Origin of the sequence: Aeoliella sp. (genome assembly GCF_965227375.1) — a bacterium.
Classification (GTDB): domain Bacteria; phylum Planctomycetota; class Planctomycetia; order Pirellulales; family Lacipirellulaceae; genus Aeoliella.
Genome location: NZ_CBDDFX010000001.1, coordinates 2,179,211 through 2,196,392, shown reverse-complemented (window position 1 = coordinate 2,196,392; position 17,182 = coordinate 2,179,211). Strand labels below are relative to the sequence as shown.

General features: G+C 60.2%; 11 protein-coding genes. 10 read left to right on the top strand and 1 reads right to left on the bottom strand.

The annotated features are described in order from the left end of the window. Positions 1-37: 37 nt before the first annotated feature. Positions 38-550, bottom strand: coding sequence for a TPR end-of-group domain-containing protein (locus ACQK2L_RS08925; protein WP_425396600.1), 513 nt, complete (start codon positions 548-550; stop codon positions 38-40). A gap of 531 nt (positions 551-1,081) precedes the next feature. Here ACQK2L_RS08925 and ACQK2L_RS08920 point away from each other — a divergent pair. From ACQK2L_RS08920 to ACQK2L_RS08875, 10 genes are all read left to right on the top strand, one after another. After that, complete coding sequence (locus ACQK2L_RS08920) at positions 1,082-1,387, top strand: hypothetical protein (protein ID WP_425396599.1); 306 nt, start codon at positions 1,082-1,084, stop codon at positions 1,385-1,387. 163 nt (positions 1,388-1,550) lie between these two features. Continuing rightward, the gene (locus ACQK2L_RS08915) at positions 1,551-3,845 is read left to right on the top strand and encodes a hypothetical protein (RefSeq protein ID WP_425396598.1); all 2,295 of its coding nucleotides are present in this window, start codon (positions 1,551-1,553) and stop codon (positions 3,843-3,845) included. Positions 3,846-5,097: 1,252 nt separating this feature from the next. Further along, a complete protein-coding gene (locus ACQK2L_RS08910; protein WP_425396597.1) occupies positions 5,098-5,721 on the top strand; it encodes a hypothetical protein in 624 nt (207 codons plus the stop codon). Between the two features lie 961 nt (positions 5,722-6,682). Beyond that, complete coding sequence (gene hpf, locus ACQK2L_RS08905) at positions 6,683-7,036, top strand: ribosome hibernation-promoting factor, HPF/YfiA family (RefSeq protein WP_425396596.1); 354 nt, start codon at positions 6,683-6,685, stop codon at positions 7,034-7,036. 123 nt (positions 7,037-7,159) lie between these two features. Then, the gene (locus tag ACQK2L_RS08900; RefSeq protein ID WP_425396595.1) at positions 7,160-7,636 is read left to right on the top strand and encodes a PTS sugar transporter subunit IIA; all 477 of its coding nucleotides are present in this window, start codon (positions 7,160-7,162) and stop codon (positions 7,634-7,636) included. Positions 7,637-7,702: 66 nt separating this feature from the next. Continuing rightward, positions 7,703-8,014 carry an HPr family phosphocarrier protein gene (locus ACQK2L_RS08895; protein WP_425396594.1) on the top strand — a complete coding sequence of 104 codons (312 nt, stop codon included), beginning with the start codon at positions 7,703-7,705 and terminating at the stop codon, positions 8,012-8,014. Between the two features lie 434 nt (positions 8,015-8,448). Continuing rightward, positions 8,449-10,191 (top strand): phosphoenolpyruvate--protein phosphotransferase, encoded by a 1,743-nt coding sequence (gene ptsP, locus ACQK2L_RS08890; RefSeq protein WP_425396593.1) that lies wholly within the window; start codon positions 8,449-8,451, stop codon positions 10,189-10,191. Positions 10,192-10,231: 40 nt separating this feature from the next. Then, positions 10,232-12,067: an Rne/Rng family ribonuclease gene (locus tag ACQK2L_RS08885; RefSeq protein ID WP_425396592.1), complete on the top strand. Its 1,836-nt coding sequence runs from the start codon at positions 10,232-10,234 to the stop codon at positions 12,065-12,067. Positions 12,068-12,344: 277 nt separating this feature from the next. Beyond that, a complete protein-coding gene (rplU, locus tag ACQK2L_RS08880; protein ID WP_425396591.1) occupies positions 12,345-12,656 on the top strand; it encodes a 50S ribosomal protein L21 in 312 nt (103 codons plus the stop codon). 162 nt (positions 12,657-12,818) lie between these two features. After that, the gene (locus ACQK2L_RS08875; RefSeq protein WP_425396590.1) at positions 12,819-16,472 is read left to right on the top strand and encodes a mechanosensitive ion channel domain-containing protein; all 3,654 of its coding nucleotides are present in this window, start codon (positions 12,819-12,821) and stop codon (positions 16,470-16,472) included. The last annotated feature ends 710 nt before the right edge of the window (positions 16,473-17,182 follow it).

The window sequence follows — 17,182 nt, the reverse complement described above, 5'->3', positions numbered from 1 at the left end:
AGAATCCCTCTCGCCTCTAGCCCCTCGATCCTCAACCCTAAACAATCACGCTGGTGAGTTCCTGGAATTCGCGATCGTCGCGCAGGGCGTCGAAGTCCGACTCGTAGGGCACCAGGTCAAGATAGTTGATGTCCAGATCGAGCGCACGACCCAGGCAGCGCAGCGCCCTGCGGCGGTTGCGAGCCAGGCACCAATAGCAGGCGAGGTTGTAGTGAAGGATGGCTTCGCGGGGATCGCTGCGTAGCGATTCTTCCAGCGTCTCGATGGCGCGATCCAAGCGACCGGTCCGTTTGTAACACCACGCCAGCGCCAAACCGACGTGCATATCGCCGGGCATCAACTCGTAAGCACGCTCGAGCGGAGCGGCGGCTTCGTGATAAGCTTCGGATTCACGAAGGGCTTCGCCCAACAAATAATTGGCACGACCGCTATCGGCTACCATTTTTTGGCGGCGCTTCAAACACTCGGCAGCTTGTTCGGGTAGACCTAGTTCGAGATAACCTTCCGCCTCGCGGATTGCACGGGAGATGCGTGAGTTGCGTTGGGGCATAATGAGTTCGAAAGCACGTTGATGGGCAGTGTTCAAAGGCCGACTGATTCCCTTCCGACGGCACGCGCTCCTGGTGTGCTTGCATTCTATGCAGAGACTCGGCCGCGCCCAAGCACCTAATTAAAAGTCGCGCCGCAAGTAGTTGCAGGCGTTGGACTAAGTGCCCAAAAATCGAGTTTGGCCGACGTACCACCTGTATCGCGCTGGCAAACTGTTGCGCATTGGACACTCAACAATCTGCGCTTCCGCTCGTCGCTGAAGAGCTCCTCTACCGCTTGCGCAGGACGACTCGCACGCTGCCCGATTGCCACATGTGGCGTTCGGCCAACATCAACTCGCAAGCGTGTTGCCTTTCCACCACGCTGAGACGCGCCGGGCCAACCTGCCCAGCTTGGCGCAAACCCCTTTAAACATTGCGGTTACGGCGATTTTGCGACCCCGCCCCCGGCTCTTGGCGCGGCGGTTGCCTTAGTAGGCCTGCAGCATTCCTCCGCCTCGCATGGCGCTGCCCTGGTCCCCTCGGGCAGCGCCGTGCGACCCTCTTCTCTCGCTCCCCAGGCCCACGACGTGAAGCACATCCTGCTAATGGTGCTCGTGCTATTGTCCGTGGGTGGTTGGGCAGCCACAGTGGTCCCGCCCGCTGCGAGGAATGGGGCTCAGGTGAGTGCCGCACCGCAAATCGACTGGGTACGCACCGCCGATGGCTGGGAATACGCGGCCCATCTGCACTCGACTCCGCCGCGCGACGCTTCGCTGCATCCTCTTGTCGTGGCAGGGTTTATGACTCTCGCAGGGCCGCTTGCCCTACTCGCCCCGCCGAAACGCAGCCGCGGTTGAAAATCGCGAGTCGGTCGGCCCCAGGAAATTCAGAAATCCTTGCACGGATTCTCGCTGCGCGTGTCACTACTACCTGTAGAAGGCAAACCGCTCGGGCACATTGCTAGCAGCGGAATCCCGCGGGAGGACACTTCCGCCCATATCTCTTACACGGTGCAAGACCATGCGACTTACACTTCGCACACTGCTCGCTTACATGGACGACATCCTTGATCCGTCGGATCAGGAGAACCTCGCGCAACAGGTGACCGAAAGTGAGAAGGCTTCGGAACTGATCCATCGCACGCGCGACGCTACGCGCCGCTTGCGACTCGGCGCGCCGCCGGTGCTTGGCGAAGGAATGGAGTTGGACCCCAACTATGCCGCCGAGTATCTCGACAGCACGTTGTCGGGCGACGAGATGGGCGAGTACCAACAGGTGTGCCTCGATTCGGACGTGCACCTGGCCGAAGTGGCCTCGTGCCATCACATCCTGACGATGGTGTTGGGCGAGCCGGCCGAGATTGATCCCGAGATGCGGCAACGCATGTACGGCGTGCCAGGACGCGTCGACGAGTGGCATCAGTCGCATGTGGCCGCCGCCGCTCCCGCTCCAGCAGCAGCAGCTACCGCCGCAGCAGTTCCTGAGACGCAACCAGCTGCCACTGGCGAGGACGAACCCGTTAGCCACGTGCCCGACTACTTGAAGGAAGAAGAGTCGTCGAACTTCGGCAAGCTGGCCTTGGCGTTCGCCGCCTGCTTGATGCTGGGCGTGGGGGCTTTCGTGCTGTTTAGCGAAGGAGGTTTGCTGTCCGGCGACCAAGAGCTCGCGCAGAACGATCCGAATGCAACAGCCGGCGGTCCGGAAGGCACAGCGAACGGCGGCGACGTCGATGTACCCCCCGTACCACCACTGGGTCCCGATGATCCCGTCGAGCCCTCAACGCCCGGCGAACCGGTCGAGCAACCAGCGGAGCCTGAAGTAGAAGGCGGTGCTGCACCAGAGCCGCCGCCGACCGAGCCGACCACCCCGCCCGACACGCAGGCGCAAGATCCCGAGGTCGACACGCCGCCGATGGTGACACAGGATTCGCCCACCGAAGGTGCAACCGAGCCAGTTGTCGAACCTGTAGTCGAGCCGACAGACAACGCGACTCCGCCAGCTACCCCGCCGACCGAGGACGCGCAGCCCACCGATCCAACCACCGACGAGCCGCCCCGCGTGGCGATGAACACGGATGTACCGACCGTTCCTACCACGAACGTGCCGACCGACAACGCTGCAGAAGCCGGCGACGAAGCTCCGTTGCCACCGCCGGAGGCGGCGCCGATGGGCACGATGATTGTCACCAATCAGGTGCTGTTGCGGTGGGATGACGAGACGGCCGAGTGGTATCGCATGCCACCGCGGGCCAGCGTGAAGGCGGGCGATCAACTGCTATCGCTGCCAACCTATCGACCTTCGCTCTCCCTGGCTCCCGTGTTGCGTGTCGAGATGTGCGACGGCGCCATGGCCACCGTTGGCTACGCCGACGACGGCAAGACCATTCGCCTGGAGCTCGCGTACGGCCGCTTCCTCTTGCACAACACGGGCATGGAGACGACCGAGGTCGAGTTGATGGTCAGTGGCGATACGCGCACCATCGAACTGGCGTCGACCGGCGTGTTGGGCCTGGATGTCGACCGCCCGTTCGTACCCGGCGCGGATGTGGAAGCCTCGCTCGGCGAGTTCGCGGCCACGTTCTACGCCCCCGGAGGCAAAGTGACCTGGGACACTGAAGGCACGCCGCTGTTGGTCGACAAGCCAGCGCAATGGTCGTGGAAGGAGCCCGCCCTGGTGTCGATAACCGACAACGTCGAGTGGCTCGATGGCCAATCGCTCGACTACCTGGAACAAAACGTCTCCAGCTACTTCAACAAACAACTCACCGGCGACCAGCCGGCGCGCGTGCAGACCTTGGAACTGTACGAAAGCTCCCGTCGCCGCGAAGACAAAGCGCTAGCCGCGGTGTGCGGCACGCACGTCGGGCAGTTCGTGCCGTTCGTTCAGGCGCTGGCCGACACGCAGCAGCAGTCGAGTTGGGACGAGCACATCGCCGAACTGCGGCGGGCTATTTCGCGGAGCACGCAAGCCGCCACGCTGGTGCATCAAACATTGACCCAACAACGCGGCGCCGCCCTGGCCGACGACTTGTTCCAAATGCTCCGGGGCTACACGCCGGAGCAGATCGGCACCACGCCCGAAGACGTGCAGTCGGGCGTAACGCGACAGTTGATCGACTGGCTGAAGCACGATCGGCTGGAGTACCGCGTGCTGGCCATCTACAACCTCAAGCAGATCTACGGCGGCAAGACGCTGGGCTACAACCCGGTAATCACCGAGCCGGCACGGCAAGACCGCGCGGTCAAACAATGGCGCACCCGCCTGGCCGACAACGAGCTGGTGCCTTCGCATGTAGGGAAGGACGCCCCGGAGTAGGTAATCTAATCGCACCTTGTTCCCACGATCTGCGTGGGAACAGACTGCAAGACCGCTCTGCGGTCATTCGTAGGGAGTGACTCTGTGCGAGGGGCAAAGCATGGCTGAGGGTAGGTCAGGAGCACGTCTGCTGGTTCTCGTGGCGTGCTCTTTTCTGGCTACGCCGGTCGTGTTCTTGCTAACGCACTGGTTGTTTACAGCACTTACCGATTGGTTCGGGTGGCATACGAATGCCGTCGCCGATCATTGGCTCCCGCGCTATGGCGTGTGGTACGTTACTCTTGCCGCGTTCGTACTCTGGGCGGTACTGGCACCTGTAGCCTGGGGAGTGGCGTGGTTGTTTCGCCTCGAGTCGCGAACACTCACGATTGGCCTGGCCCTTGCGGTTGGGTTGCTAACAGATGGGGTGTTTCTCAGTGCGACGTTCGGCTCCGGGTCGCCACCAGAGAACTCACCGCCCCTCCGCGGGATGCTCGTTTACTTGATCCTTCAGTTTGCGTTGCCGCTCAGCTTGCCTTGCTTGTTGACGTTCGGACCGCTTTTTGGTCGAGGTGGGAAACGGCCGGGTGACTGAGACTAGCCCCAAACTCTGTGTTCCACTCACCGTCGCCAGCAGAGCCAGGGGCACGCAGGATGAGAATACCCGTCGCGATCGTCTACTATAGTGTGGAGCCAATGGACTACGATGCAAACAAACAATCGCCTACCTTGCGCGTTACTTGCCGTTGCCGCATTACTGTCGGTATTCGCGTATGTCAATCACCAGCAAAGTAGCCTTTCCACTAACTGCTGTGATCTTCTCCTTGCTTTCCTGGAAAGTCTGCAAGTAGCTGAAGCATCACACTCAAATCTCCACCGTGTTACCCTAACCAATTCAGAAGCGCTACAACCAACACAACAAAGATGACGAAAGAGACGAAATGCCAAAAACACCCGTCTCCGTCTATGCTTGGGCCGCCAACGCCTTCACCGCCAGGATCGCCTGGGCTGTCCACAATAACGCCTCCTGTGTGAATGTCTTCAGAACAGAAGTCATTTTTTATAACCACTTCCTAACATGCCAGCTACATGTGAAGCCAGCACTTCTTGTCTTAACGGTGGGCGTGACATGACTGTGCAGCCAAGGTTCTCACTGCTTGCATTGCTGATTCTAGTAGCTGCGCTTAGCGGAGCGTGCTACTGGTACTCGCAGCATCGCGGGTGGGTGGTTTCCTCTTCTGTAGTGGTGACCAATACTCCCTCCTCAGCACTCGTGGTACCTGATACTCCTTTTCAAGCTCTAACTCCGGTGACATATGAGAATGCTGATATCGAAGCAATCTTTGAAAGATCGGCGGATCCGGAAATCCTTCTCCCCTACGCATTGTTGAAACTCACCGAAACCGACAACTCCTTGATTAGGGAAACGGACAATCCATTGGAGTGGTTGAGCGACCACACATTGGTAAGTTATGACAACAAACACCAAGCCGTTCACGTTACTTTGAGTTGTCGCAACGATTGGGGAGGCGATGTCAAGGAAATCGCGGAGGTCGTCACCGGATCGCTCTACGAGTTGCTGATAAGAACGGAACGCAGCAAGCGAGTATGGGAAGCTGATTTTGTGAAGAAGAGGGGCAAGTTCCTACGAAAGGTGGAGCGAGACGCACTGCAAGCCCCAGAAGGGGCAGAGCAATACGTTCGAGCTCATCTTGTCGACATTGCTGAGCTGGAACGGGAATTCACCCGCCGCGAGCAAGATGAAGGGAGTGCTCTGAAGTACCTGCAGAACATCGCCGAAGAAAACGAGCAATGGTCTCAGCGGCTAAGGTCGGACCCTACCTACCAGTTGAAGTTCGAGAAGCGGGAGTCGGCCAAGGTGGAGAGATTCTGGTAGGTTGTGCTATCCATCTTGAACATCCTCGGCGTGCTTGAGGATAGACTCTACAGCAACGCACCATCAGGAAAGCATCGAAGCCAAGCGAGTGCAGGAGGGGATGCCTGCGCATTACTCAATGACCGCAGAGCGGTCGCATAGTGTTCCCACGCAGAGCGTGGGAACGAGGGTAAAATCGCCCCTGTAAAAAAGTCGCTGTTGAATTCACGCGGGGGTGTGATCCAATGGAGTTGCAGGATCGTGTGCAAGGTAGGTGAATAGGAGAGTGAGTGAGTGAGTAGGTTGAGCAAGTGAGTAAGTGGTCCAATAGCCGACGACTTACACGTCGTCGGAATGATGCCAGAGTACTCTTCAAGCTCGAAGTCGACGCACACGAACGAGTGTGGTGGTAGGTCCTTCGCTCGTTCGGCGGAGCGAACGGCCACTATCGGGGTTTCGGGCCAACCGTTGGGTTTTGGGCCAACTTGCGGAACGTGCGGGGAACAACGTGGAGGGTTTTGGGCCCATGCCCGTGAAAGGAACGCTGGAAAACAAGGGGTTTCTTCAAGCTGTGGAGGACAGAACTCGAAGGGTTTTGGGCCAATGGATGATGTTCCCAAAAAGTTGGCCCAAAACTATGGTCATTTGCCCCCGCGAGCCGGGCCGTCCTCGGCCCCGGAGAGCCCCAAATTGATCGCACCGATTACCGGGCTCGGGGACGAGCCGGCTTGCTGTGAGAATCGACGCCAATTTGCCGATAGCCACTTACTAGCAAGTTGCCGAAGTTGCCTATTTCGCCTGCGGATAGCTCGGTTCCCAGACCCTTAGAGTATTGGTAGACTGGGAGGTCTGTTGGGGTAGACCGGACGTTGGCCGTTCTGGGATTCCGGCTCGATGAATTTGGGCCTGGCGACTGGGACGTGCGGTGTGCGGATCTGCCCAAAAAATCCCCGACGAAGGCAATCAGGCAAGGGCACCATCTGTGCAAGTTCGAGTTTCGACCCGCCACGGGCATTTGAGTGAAGCTAGTCAGGCAAAGATCACTGGCAAAGCGGAAAAGTTGCTGAGGATTTTCGACCGGCTGAGCGACATCGTGGTGGTGGTAGATCTGAAGGACGAGCATAACCCAGTGGTCGATGTGCAGGTATCGGCCGAGCACAAACACGACTTCATGGCTAGCGAGCAGGCCTCCGAAATGATGGCGGCTCTGGACGCAGCCCTGCACAAGATCGAACAGCAACTGCGAAAATACAAAGAGCGGGTGGTGGAGCGCAATCGCGACCGCAACCGCCAGGCTCGAGAGGTGGAAGCTGAGCAAACGCCCGAGGAAGAGTAATCGCAACGCATCGGACCGCAGGAGCCACAGCGCCCTGCCCCGCTTCGCTGCCTAAGAACCAAACCACCGAGAAACATTCCGGGCACCGATCGTTGCCCGCCGACACAAGGAACCCCATGGAACATGAAATTCTCTGAGTTCATATCAAAAGAAGCTATCCGCCCGAATCTCGAGTCCGTGGACAAGGAATCGGTGATTCGCGAGATGGCCAAGGCATTGCAAGCCGCCCACACAATCGACGACGAACAGTTCGAGAGCGTGGTCGAAGCGATCCTGAAGCGTGAGGAGTTGGGCAGCACCGGCATCGGACGCGGCGTAGCGGTCCCTCATACCAAGCACCCGACGGTCGACAAGTTGTGCGGCGCGGTGGGCGTGAGCGCCGAAGGCGTGGAGTTCGACAGCCTGGATGGCGAGAAGGTCCACCTGTTGTTCCTGCTGGTCTCGCCCCCCGATCGGCCGGGCGATCACCTTCGCGCGCTGGAGAATATATCTCGTCAACTGCGGAATGATACGTTCTGTCGATTCTTGAAGCAGTCCAAGAATTCCGACGATGTTTGGACGCTTCTGGAAGAGGCCGACAACAATCAATTCGGTTCGTAGCCGCTAGGGTCGAGGGAGAGGTTTGGGGGAACCCTTTCCTTCTCATCTTCCCCCGACAATTGAGTTATGGCTGACTTAGTGATTACCAAAACGTTTGTGGTCACGTCCAAAAACGGACTACATATTCGCCCAGCCGAGCAGCTTGCGCGGCTGGCGAACCGTTTTGTCGCACAGATAGGTTTGATTCACGAGAGTCAACGCGTTGATGCCAAGAGCATCATGGAGATGTTGACGCTGGGCGCCCGACAGGGCGCAAGCGTCGTAATCGAGGCGCAGGGCAGCGATGCCCAGGAAGCGGTGGAAGCGATCTTGGCCTTGGTCCAGAGCGAGTTCGCCGAGCAGGCCAGCGAAGCCACCTCGGGCGATCCGCCCAGTTGAGCTTGCGGCCGACCGAACAAAGTGGCACATTCTGCGTAGCACGCATGATAGAATGGGTCCACCGGAAAGAGATCGATACAAGCGTGATTTAGAGTTACCCACATAACCTTACAAGGCATACCAGGGCTGATCTGTGGCGGCGAGGTGAACCCCACGCCAACAGGAAGCCATGCGGAGCCGTCACCAGCAAGATTGTTCGCTGCCCAAAAGCGAGTCAACACTGGCAGACACATTGCGAGAACTGCGGATGCTGTACACGAAACGAGTACTCCCGCCGACCAATGTGCTTCCCCTTGCTGCGGCGCGCCCGCACCCAGTGAACCTGTCCGTGTACCGCAATATTGCTCCATTAGTCTGCCCTATCTCACTACGACGATAGTCGGCAGCCGCAATTCCCAACACGTGTCAGCTCTGGTCGCCTCAACGAGCGCGGCATGCAGCGTTTGCAGGGAATAGCAGTTTCGCCCGGCGTTGCCATCGGCGAAGCAGTGATCTTCGGAAACGAGGGATTTCGTATCTCTCGGCGGTTCCTGCCGCGCGAAGCCGTAGGCGCCGAACTGCAGCGATTGGACCAGGCCATCGCTGCAGCGGCCAAGGAAATCGACCTGAACCGGCAACGCGTCGCCGAACAACTGGGCGACGACTACGCGGCCATCTTCTCCGCCCACCTGCAGATGCTGCAGGATCGCAAGCTCCGCGAAGAACTGGATCAAATGATCCGCGACCGACACTACTCGCCCGAGTATTCGGTCAGCCGCGCGCTGCGGCGGTACGCCAAGGTGTTCTTGTCGCTCGAAGGCGACACCATGGCCGAGCGGGCCAACGACGTATTCGACATCGAGAAGCGACTGCTCCGCCACCTGCTGGGGCAGCGCCGCGAAGGGCTGGGCGAGTTGACCGGCGAGGTGCTGATCCTGGCCAACAACCTCACGCCCAGTGAAACGGCCAACCTGAATCCGGAGTTCGTCAAAGGCTTCGTCACCGAGACCGGTGGCCCCGGCAGCCACACGGCTATCGTGGCCGAAGCGCTCGACATTCCCGCGGTGGTCGGTACCGGTCCCTTCCTGACCGAAGTGTCCGGCGGCGAAACGCTGATCATCGACGGCGACAACGGCCTGGTGATCCTACAGCCCGATGAAGAGACCCTCGCCCGCTATCGCCACGAGGTCGACGAGCACAAGCAACACAACGCCAAGCTGGAATCGCTGCGTGATCTGCCCTCGGACACGCTCGATGGGCAGCACATCACGATGTTGGGCAACATCGAGTTCCCCGGCGAGGTCCGCCAGTGCCAGGAACGCGGCGCCGAAGGCATCGGACTGTATCGCACCGAGTTCCTGTACCTCACGCGCGACGTGCAGCCCAACGAAGCCGATCACTTGGCCGCGTATCGCGAGGTGATCGAAGCCTTGAACGGCCAACCGGTGGTGATGCGAACGCTGGACCTGGGGGCGGACAAGATCCCCAACTTCCCCCTGCCCGACGACGAGCGAAACCCGTTCCTCGGCCTCCGCAGCATTCGCCTGGCGCTGAAGCACGTCGACATGTTCCGCATTCAACTGCGGGCCATGCTCAGGGCGAGCACCGCGGGGCCGATGAAGATCATGTTCCCGTTGGTGACCAACCTGCTGGAGCTTCGCCGGGCCAAGATGGTGCTGTCCGACGCCATGGAGGACCTGGAGGAGGAAGGCATTCCGTTCAGTCGCGACATCGACATTGGCATGATGGTCGAGGTGCCATCGGCGGTGGTGATGATGGATCACTTCGTCGAAGAGGTTGATTTCTTCAGCATCGGTACCAACGACCTGATTCAATACGCATTGGCCGTCGACCGCAGCAACAAGGATGTCGCCTCGCTGTACACCGGCAGCGACCCGTCGATCCTGCGGCTCGTGAAGATGGCCATCGATACCGCTGCACAGCACAACAAGCCGATCAGCATGTGCGGCCAGATGTGTGGCAACCCGATTTACACCATGGTGCTGCTGGGACTGGGGCTGAGAACATTCAGCGTGGTGCCTGCAGCGATTCCCGAAGTCAAACGCGTGTGCCGCAGCGTCACCATCCCGCAGTGCGAGGAATTCGCCGCCAGGGTGATGTCGCTGGAGAGCGCGCGCGACGTGAAGACCGCGCTTCGCGAAGAATTGATCAAGATTCTTCCCGACCAACCGGTCTAACGTGGTTCACTTATCCACAGAAAGAAAACACGAGACAAGCATGGACTCACCTGCCCCCCAACCTGATCTCGAGCCGGACGATCCGGGCGGTCTACGCGCCGTGGCCGACGAAGGCACCGCTCCTCCCAAGCGTCGACGCCGCCGCGGCGCTAAGAAAAAGAAAGTGGCGGCCGGACGAAAACGCAAGACCGAAGAGGAGCCCAAGAGCAAGAAGGCGCCCTCGGTCAAGCAGGAGATGCTGATCAACGTCGCCCAGCCCGAAGAATGCCGCATCGGCATCCTGGAAGACGGCGTGCTGGAAGAGCTGTATGTCGAGCGCAGCAGCCAGGACAACTACGTCGGCAACATCTACAAAGGCAAGATCGTCAACCTCGAGCCGAGCATCCAAGCGGCGTTCGTCGACTTCGGTGTCGGCCGCAACGGCTTCCTGCACATCAGCGACGTCGAACCTCAGTACTTCCGCCAAGGCGGCTACGACCCCGATAAACCCATCCAACCCGATGGCAGCCAAATACCCGACAACCCGCCCGCCGACGTGGACACCGGCGACGACGACGAAGACGTCGACGAGTCAGGACCTCGCCCGTCGCGCAACAGCGGCAACCGCCGCCGCGCCGGAGTCCGCCCGCGCATCAAGCCGCCCATCCAGGACATCTTCCAACGCGGCGACGAAGTCGTCGTGCAAGTCATCAAGGAAGGCATCGGCACCAAAGGCCCGACGCTGTCGACCTACATCAGCATTCCCGGCCGCTACGTGGTGCTGATGCCGGCGCTCGGTCGGATTGGCGTATCGCGCAAGATCGAAAGCGACGACGATCGCCGGCGATTGCGCGACATCCTCCGCGAACTCAACCCACCCAAGGGCTTGGGATTCATCGTTCGCACTGCCGGAACCGACCGTACGAAGAAGGAAATCTCCCGCGACCTGGCGTACCTGCTGCGGTTGTGGAAGACGATCGTCCGCCGCATCAAGAGCGCCGAAGCGCCGACGGACATCTATGAAGAAAGCGACATGATCATCCGCACCATCCGAGACATCTTTACCTCGGACGTGGATGCGATACACATCGACGAACCCGCCGCCTACGAGCGGGCGAAGGAGTTCCTGCAGATTGTGATGCCGCGGTACGTCAGTCGACTGCAGCTGTACGAAGGCCGTGACCCGCTGTTCCACAAGTACAAGATCGACGAGGAGATTGCGCAGATCAATCACCGCAAGGTGCCGCTGAAGGGTGGCGGCTCGCTGGTGATCGATCAAACCGAAGCGCTGGTGGCCATCGACGTGAACAGCGGCAGCTTCCGCACCGACGGCTCGGCCGAAGAGTCGGCGTTCCAGCTCAACCAGATCGCCGCCAAGGAAATCGCTCGCCAGTTACGTCTCCGCGACCTGGGCGGCGTGGTGGTGAACGACTTTATCGACATGCGCAAGGACCGCCATCGTCGCATCGTCGAGCGGACCTTGCGCGACGCGGTGAAGCGCGATCGGGCGCGGACCAAGATCCTCCGCATTAGCCCCTTCGGCCTCATCGAAATGACCCGCCAGCGCATCCGCCCGAGCCTGAAACGCAGCGTGTTCAAGGAATGCCCGAGTTGCAGCGGCGCCGGGCTGGTCAAGAGCGCCGAGAGCATGGCCATCGAGGTGGTTCGCAAACTAATGATGGCCACGCAGGGCGAGCGGGTGCAGAAGGTCACGGTAACCGTCGAGGAAGAAGTGGCCGCCTACCTGAACAACCGCAAACGCCGGGAGCTAGCCAAGCTGGAAGACGAAAACGAGATGATCGTGTACGTCAACGGCCGCGAAGGCATCTCGCCCGAGCACCTGGAGATCGTGTGCGAAGACGAAGCCGGCCGCGTCGTGCTGGTGGACGGGATCTGAGGTTGGAAACGGTGCGGTGATTCGGTGGGTGCCAGTAGTGGAACCCAACGGTTGCTACAGACGATTCAGAGAGCGTCTTCTAGCCGGATCGCCACGCGATCCGCGAGGTTGAGCGATCTCAAGTGGGGCAAGTGTACCTCCGGTTAGGGTGGTCCGATGCGTAAAAGACCCGGGAAGACGTGCATTTCACCCCCTTTTGCCCTCCCCATTGGTCGGTTATACTTCGGGACTCTCAAATACCCATGATTCATAGCCCCTGTGGCAGGAACCCTAACCGATGTATGCCATTATCGCCGACGGTGGTCGCCAACTGAAAGTCGAAGAAGGTCAGGAACTCGATCTGGCCTACCGGGACGTTGCCAAGGGCGAAAAGCTCACGTTTGACCGCGTGCTGGCCATTGGCGGCACCGACGACGTGAAGCTCGGCAGCCCCACGGTCGAGGGTGCCAGCGTTGTGGCCGAGATCGTCGGCACCACGCAGGGCGAGAAGATCAGCGTGCAGAAGATCCGCCGCCGCAAGAACAGCCGCCGCCGCACCGGACACCGCGCGATGTTCACCCGCGTGAAGATCGCCGAAATCTCCTGCTAGCAGCAGCATCCAACGAATCACCGCCACGCCGCGGCTTGCCCCAGCAGCCGCGGCGTTTGCGTGCGCAGTGGATTGCGGGCAAACGTCCCTTTCGCCGCCGCGCAAATTCCTTCATGCTGGGGTCTAACGATTACGTAGCTCAGGTGGCCCAGGGACGATGGCATGACACCCCAAGCGCGACGCGCAACTCTCTCTCTCCTGCTGATGCTGCCCGTCGGACCGGCTCTCGCTCAGCCGTTTCCCGAACAACCCGCAGCGAATCCCCTGCGCGACGGCGCTCCCGCTGCGCAACCAGCTTCGCAACCGCAGAACGAACAACCGACACCTCCGCCGCAACAGGATCAGGCGGCGGGTAGCGATGCCGAAAAGCAGACCTCCGAAGAAAACGAAGCTCCCCCCAGTCGCGAGACATTCACGCCCAAGGAAATTGAAGAGCGGCGGGGTCGCATCGACGGACTGGAGCTATCGGATGCCGAAAAGGCGGACGCCAAGAAGTACTACCAAGAAGCGCTGCAATCGACTACCGAACTAAAGGAACTCGACAAGAAGATCGCAGAGAACACGGCTGAATACAACAAAGACTACGACAACGCGGACACGATAACCCGCGGGCGATCGAAGGGATTCTACGACAAACTCTTGGCGCTGCCACCCGAAGAGTTTCTCAGCAAGTTCTTGGATCCGTTCAATGTTCGGCGCGCCGAGACACCGGAGTTGGAAGAGAAAGCCGCCTCCTGGGAAGAGTACGCGAACAAGTGGAACAAGCGCGTCAAGACGATCGAAGCCAAGCCGGCGCTCCGCAAGCAGTTTCTCAGCAGCTACCAGAACAACCGCCAGCAAATTGAACAGCAGCTGTCCGAAGTGGAGAAAGAGCTGGCCGACATCAAAGAAATCACCAACGAAGTAACCAACGCCCGGCGGATCGCCTACACACAGCAAGCGGCCAAGCTGGAAGCACAACTGAAGAACCTGGACGCGGAGCGCAAGAAGATCCTGCTCGGGCAGGAAGCTTACGATGCGGAACTAGAAGTCGCCAAACGCAAAGCCGCGGCCTATGCCGAGCATCTGGCCGCCGCACGCAACGAACTGAGCGAGCGCCGCAAGACGGCGGCCAACGAGCGACAGCGTGCCGACAACGCACTGGCCGAGCGCAACAAGCAACTCATCGAGCGGAATCCCGAGTCGCTGGGCCAGCTGGCCGCGACCAATCAGGAGCTTACCAAGAACGTACAGCACGTGACTGCGGAGCTCGACAAGGTTCAGGACGAGACCAACGAGGCCGTGAATCGCAACGGGACGGTCACCACGAATTTCGAGACTTTCGAGCAAACCCTGGCCGACGGATCGTTAACCCAAGCCATCGGGCAACAACTTCGCGATCAGCGCGCAAAGCTGCCCCGGCTGCTGCAACTGCGGCGCGACGTCACCGAGCGGACAACCGACAGGAACGAGTACAACTACGAAGCCTACCTGGCGAACCAGAAGTTGAGTGAGTTGCAGGACCTCGACGCGGAAGTAGCCAAAGTGCTCGAGAACGTCCGCCCCGCAGACCGCACCGAGGCAGAACCGGTCATCCGCAAGATGCTCGAAAGCCAGGTCGCGTCTCTCAAGACTTACGTCGACTACCTCGACAAGCTGGACCAAAAACTACAAGAGTTGATCACGGCCAAGGAAACGCTCCGCCGCAACACAGAGAAGTTCCAGGACTTCATCGCCGAGCGAGACCTGTGGATTCGCAGTTGCCGACCGCTCTGGGCGCCGGTCACTCAGTTGGGCAAACCTCGCACGTACGCCAATTGGACGCCGCTCTACCTGAGTCACGGCGTCGACGCGGTCGCCTGGAGCCTCAGTCCTGCCAATTGGCAACAAGCACTGGTCGACTTGCGCGCGGCCGCTTACCGCGAACCACTGATGGCCGGCGCGCTGATCGCCACGTTTCTGCTGCTGCTCTATTTCCAGCAGAAGGCACGCAAACAGATCAAGGAGCTTGGCGTCGAAGCCGCCCAGCGAACCTGCACCGACTTCTGGCCGTCGCTCCGCGCGTTGTGGCTCACGCTGGTGGTGTCGCTGCCGTGGCCGTTGTTGCTGTGGGGCATCGGTTGGCTTCTGCGCGGCGCGGCGATCGAGTCGGAGTTCACCCTCGCCATGTCCCAATCCACCCGCAGCGCGGCCTGGATCCTGCTGATCGCGGAGTTCTTTCGGCAAAGCTGTCGCAGCGACGGACTTGCCGAAGCGCACCTCGGCTGGCCGCGCTCGGCGCTCTTACAACTGCGTCGTTACCTGCGATGGGTGCCGGTGCTGATCGTGCCACTGGTGTTCTGGTTCGTGGGTCTCGATGCCCAAGGCACCGAGCCGATGTGGAGCGAGTCGCTGGGACGCGTGCTGTTCCTGCTCGTCATGGCCTATACCACGTTCGCCCTGTGGCGGATCCTGATTACGCACTCTAGCGCCATCTACCAGGCGCTCGACCGCGGTACGGAGAACTGGCTACTCAATCTGCACCGCGTGTGGCGCCCGGCGATGGTGATGTTGCCGCCGGCGTTGGGCATCGTGGCCGCGATGGGCTACTACTACACGGCCGAGCAACTGGCCGAGCGGTCGTTGCAAACGGCCGCCATGCTGCTGGTGTTGATGATCGCCGGCGGGCTGCTGCGAAGGTGGGTGTTGTTGAACCGTCGCCAACTGGCTCGCGAGCAAGCCCGACAGCGGCGCGCTCAGGCGCAAGCCGCGGCCGCCGCCGAGGGTGACGAAATGGCCGCGGCCATCGAAGTGCCAGAAGAGACCGTGGACCTCACCGCGCTGAGCGAAGCGACACGCAAGCTGCTCCGCGTGCTGCTATTCGTCGCGGGCGTGATCGGTGCGGTGCTGATCTGGCAAGACGTGTTCCCCGCGCTCGCCTGGCTCGATGGCATCGCCCTGCCCGGCATGGGCAACCACGACACGCCCACCACCTGGGGACATCTGCTGCGAGCGTTTTTGACGCTGCTGATCACCTACGTGGCGGTCCGCGACATACCGAGCCTGCTGGAACTGGTGGTGCTGCAACACCTGCCCATCGACCAAGGTGCCCGCTACGCCATCTCGACGCTGGTCCGGTACGCGATCCTGACGGTCGGCATTCTCATCGCGGGAGCGCTATTGGAAATCGGCGCGAGCCTGGGTTGGCTGGTGGCCGCGATGGGTGTTGGCCTTGGCTTCGGCTTGCAGGAGATCTTCGCCAACTTCGTCTCGGGCATCATCCTGCTGTTCGAGCGCCCGATTCGCGTGGGTGACATCATCACGCTGGGCGAGAAGACCGGCGTGGTGAATCGCATCCGCATGCGGGCAACCACGATCGTCGACTGGGACCGCAAAGAGTACGTGGTGCCGAACAAAGACCTGGTGACCGAGCGCCTGTTGAACTGGACTCTGTCCGACCAAATGAATCGCATCGTCATCGAAGTCGGCGTGGCCTACGGCAGCGACCCAGATCGGGCGATGGAAGTACTCCGCGAAGTGGTACAAGCCCACTCCGAAGTGCTGGAGGACCCCATGCCGGTCATCACGTTCGAGGGCTTCGGCGACAGCACGCTGAACCTGATGGCGCGCTGTTACCTGCCCAGCTTGGAGCGCCGCGTGTTCACCATCTCCGAACTGCACTCCTCGATCAACAAACGCTTCAACGAAGAAGGTATCGAAATCGCCTTCCCGCAACGCGACTTGCACATCCGCAGCATGCCCTCGGGCTGGGCATCCCCGCCAGGCATCGAGAAGCCAGACACCCGGGCCACCAACGGCCACGCCGAGTCGCCGGCGCGGAGCGACGCGTCGTCGTAGTTCGTGGTTGGAGCATACGCTGTCGTGACAGGAAAGCGTGCCCGCCCGTTCGCAAACGCAGCGGCATGAGCTCGATCTTTCGGGCGCCTCGGCGTGTCACGGCGAACGAGTTTCAGTAGACCTCAGCGGCTTAGGAACTGAGCTGAGAGACTGCGGTTGGGTACACCTCAGCTAATTTGTGCGCTGCTGACGAGCCCGATCACGTCCAAATTCACCCGGTCGCGACGAGAGATTCTCCATTGTCAATACGCCCGACTTCGCGACTCGGGTGCATTTCTTTTTTGTTATCCAGCAATCAGGATTCGTAGTGGAGTTCCAAGTAGTTAAATTCGCATGCCCGACGCCAAACGTAGGCCGCCGTTGGCCCGTAGTCATACAATGACAGTCCATCAATTCTCGCGGCGGCTGTAGCATCAGTTAAATCTGAATCCGTTAGCGGAAAAGCCGGTGGATTTGCAAGATGGTCGCTATCCCGTATTTCGTTGACAGTTTGGGGAATCGACGATTTGATTTCTTCAATGTCAATTGGACGGAGCGTAGATGTTGCCAATGAATCTATCCATTTGGTTTTGTAGTCTGATTCGTTCCGTTTCAGTATCCATGCGAGAGCCTCTTCGTGTGAGTAGTCATCAGCATCCCATAGGCCACAGCAATACCGAACGTGACTGCACTGCCATGTCCTGGCGAAGAAGTCATCGTAACCGAGCGGC